The 2,433-nt window shown below is 64.7% G+C and carries 3 protein-coding genes; 1 reads left to right on the top strand and 2 read right to left on the bottom strand.

Annotated elements, in window-relative coordinates:
• Nucleotides 1–339 precede the first annotated feature (339 nt).
• Nucleotides 340–1,299 carry a DUF1402 family protein gene (locus EN781_RS30645; protein ID WP_126057095.1) on the top strand — a complete coding sequence of 320 codons (960 nt, stop codon included), beginning with the start codon at nucleotides 340–342 and terminating at the stop codon, nucleotides 1,297–1,299.
• Between the two features lie 20 nt (nucleotides 1,300–1,319).
• On the opposite strand, the gene EN781_RS30650 is transcribed toward EN781_RS30645, so the two are convergent.
• Both EN781_RS30650 and EN781_RS30655 read right to left on the bottom strand, forming a co-directional pair.
• Complete coding sequence (locus EN781_RS30650) at nucleotides 1,320–2,126, bottom strand: 3-methyl-2-oxobutanoate hydroxymethyltransferase (protein WP_126057094.1); 807 nt, start codon at nucleotides 2,124–2,126, stop codon at nucleotides 1,320–1,322.
• Nucleotides 2,127–2,174: 48 nt separating this feature from the next.
• A partial coding sequence (locus tag EN781_RS30655) for an oxidoreductase C-terminal domain-containing protein (RefSeq protein ID WP_281034409.1) occupies nucleotides 2,175–2,433 on the bottom strand: 259 nt, incomplete at its 5' end.

Here is a 2,433-nt window from a genome sequence, read left to right on the forward strand (position 1 = left end):
GATTCATCCTGTAAATGCATGTCGCCCAAAAGTGCGCAGCGGTTTTGGGACAACGATATGCATCAGCAAGGAACCCGATGCCGGGCAGGGTTCTGGCTTCGGGCGGGCCGGCAAGGCTTGTCCGGCACGGCGGGCGGGGTGTGGCCAAATGGAAGCATCTGGCCGGCTTTCGCCTTGGCGGGAGGCGGGCTTCTCTCGACTCTCCCACCTGCTTTACCTAGTTTGCCCGGCGACTCGGGCATGCCCAAACTGTCGAGCGGTTTGGGGCACGCATGGAAGAAAACACTTAAGGCGCCTTGCCGGATCGTTCCGGCAGGGCGCCTTGACGGGCGGCGGCGTATGAAAAGACGGCTTCTTCTCCTTCTCGGCCTGGCTATGGCGGCGGCTGTGGCCGTGGCCAACGCGCAGACCCTGGTGCCGCCGGGAAACCGCAACGCCGTCCAGCCCGACATACCGGGCGCCTCCAGCCGGCGGACGCAAGCCACCAACACGACCTTCCAGGCCAAATACCGCAAGGTCTACGCGCTGCTGAAGAGCGACGCCGATCTGCGCGCCAAGATCAGGAAGGAGGCTGGCGCCTATGGCATCGACCCGATGCACATCGTCGGCGCCATCGTCGGCGAGCATACCTACAATGTCGACGCCTACGACCGGCTGCAGACCTATTACGTCAAGGCGATCTCCTATCTGTCGAGCAAGCTCTCCTTCGCCTATGACGGCGAGGACATCAGCGATTTCGTCCAGCGCCCCGAATTCAAGAAATGCGCCGGCATGACCGACAGCTACGATCTGTGGGAATGCCGCGAGCAGGTCTGGAACCATTCGTTCCGCGGCAAGAGCATCGGGGGGACGAGCTTCCCCAACGACCGTTTCGGCGCCACCTTTTTCCAGCCCTATTATGCCGGCCAGACCTTCGGCCTCGGCCAGCTCAATCCGCTGACCGCGCTGCAGATGAGCGATCTCGTGCACAAGGTTTCCGGACTGCCGAAGCTCGACGTCGGCGATCCGAACACGGTCTACAAGACCATCATGGATCCGGACCTGACGCTGGCCTATGTCGCGGCGACGATCAGGACGTCGATCGATGCCTATAAGAACATTGCCGGCTTCGACATCTCCGACAATCCCGGCCTCACGGCGACGCTCTACAATGTCGGCAATCCCGAGCAGCGCGCCTCTGCTTTGAAGGCCGAGAACGACAAGCGTCGCGCCGCCGGCGAGCCGGAAAAGCTGCCCGAGGAAAATTATTACGGCTGGCTGGTCAACGACAAGCTGGACGAACTGAAGGCGCTGTTCTAGCCGCCTCGGGTTCGGGCTGTTTAGCCTTCCGCGTCGAGGAACGCCTCGAACTTGCGCAATTCCAGCGCGTCCGCCTCGACCATGTGGCGCGGTTCCGGATAGGCGCCCGACTGGATGTCGGCGGCATATTCGCGGAACGCGGCGATGCGCTCGCTCTGAATGCGGTCGAACTCCGCCGCGAGATCGCGGTAGCGCTTGGCGTGGCGCGGATAGCGGCCGCGATTGGTGCCGAGCACGTCTTCCGAGAACAGATACTGGGCATCGCAGCCGGCGCCGGCACCCATCGAGATCATGATCAGCGGCGTGCGCCGCGAGATCGCGCTGGCGACCTCGGCCGGCACCACCTCGATTTCGGCGGCGAAGGCGCCGGCCGCCTCGAGGTCCTTGACCTGCTTCCAGACGAAAGCGGCGCTCTCGGCGGTCTTGCCGACCGCCTTGAAGCCGCCGGTCCAGGTCGCATGCGCCGGGACCAGGCCGACATGGCCGCAGACCGGGATGTGCTCGTCGCGCAGCCGGCGGATCGTCTGCAAACTGGCCGAGCAGTACATCGCATCGGCGCTCGCCGCGCGCAGCTTCACCGCTGTGCGCAGGATATCGTCGGTGGTGGCGCCCATCTTGGCCTGTTCGTCGCCGGGAATGGCGAAGCAGGTCGGCGCGGCGTCGCGGAAACGCGGGTCGAAGATCAGGTCATAGGTGACCGAGATGATGTCGATGCCAGCGCTTTCGGCGGCTTCCGCTTCTTCCAGCGAGAAGACGCGCAGCTTGGACAACTGACGCTTGCCCTTCAGCGCTTGCAGGTCGGCGACCGTCGGTCTGTTGCGTGCCATTTCTTGATCCCCCTCATGCCGCACGAGATGCCGGCACCTTCCGAAGCCTCACGCCGCCAGCAGCGATTTGAGCTTGACCGTTTGCGAGCCGAGCGCCGCCGGCGCCGGCGCCGCGCGCTTGGCGATCAGCATTTCCGCCAGGCGGATATCGCGCGCCACCGCATTGCCCGGACCGATGCCGCTCGCCGCCACCAGCCGTCCGTCGTCCGCCAGGTGGAACAGGATGAAGGCGCCGTCGTCGAGGTCGCGGCGCACCATGCTCTTGCCCTCGTCGGAAAGCCCGGCGATCTGCAGGGTCAGCCCATAC

The organism is Mesorhizobium sp. M4A.F.Ca.ET.090.04.2.1, from assembly GCF_003999085.1.
Classification (GTDB): domain Bacteria; phylum Pseudomonadota; class Alphaproteobacteria; order Rhizobiales; family Rhizobiaceae; genus Mesorhizobium.